General features: G+C 66.0%; 1 protein-coding gene. It reads left to right on the forward strand.

The features are described 5' to 3' along the window. A partial coding sequence (locus F6X37_RS36000; protein ID WP_222945052.1) for an Ig-like domain-containing protein occupies positions 1-567 on the forward strand: 567 nt, incomplete at both ends.

Consider the following 567-nt stretch of genomic DNA (forward strand, 5'->3'; position numbering starts at 1 on the left):
CTGCGGGCAACGAAAGTGGGCCGTCGGACCCGTGGACGGTGATCGTGGATACGACGCCGCCGGGCAAGCCGTCGATTGACGAGGTCATTGACGACGAAGGTCCGATCCAGGGTCCGGTGGGCAATGGCGAGAGCACGGACGACACGACGCCGACACTGGTGGGCAAGGGTGAACCGGGCGACACGATCGTCGTGATCGACAACGGCACGCCGATTGGCGAGACGACGGTCGACGAGGAGGGCAACTGGAGCTTCACGCCTGATACGCCGCTGGCCGAGGGCGAGCACGAGTTCACGGTGGTGGAGCGCGATCCTGCGGGCAACGAAAGCAAGCCGTCGGAGCCGCACGTGGTAGTCGTGGACACGACCGCGCCGGACCAGCCGGTCATTGGCGAAGTGATTGACGACGAAGGTCCGATCCAGGGACCGGTGGGCAATGGCGAGAGCACGGACGACACGACGCCGACGCTGGTGGGCGAGGGTGAACCGGGCGACACGATCATCGTGATCGACAACGGCACGCCGATCGGCGAGACGACGGTCGACGAGGAGGGCAACTGGAGCTTCA

Source organism: Paraburkholderia sp. 31.1 (assembly GCF_014397645.1).
Classification (GTDB): domain Bacteria; phylum Pseudomonadota; class Gammaproteobacteria; order Burkholderiales; family Burkholderiaceae; genus Paraburkholderia; species Paraburkholderia tuberum.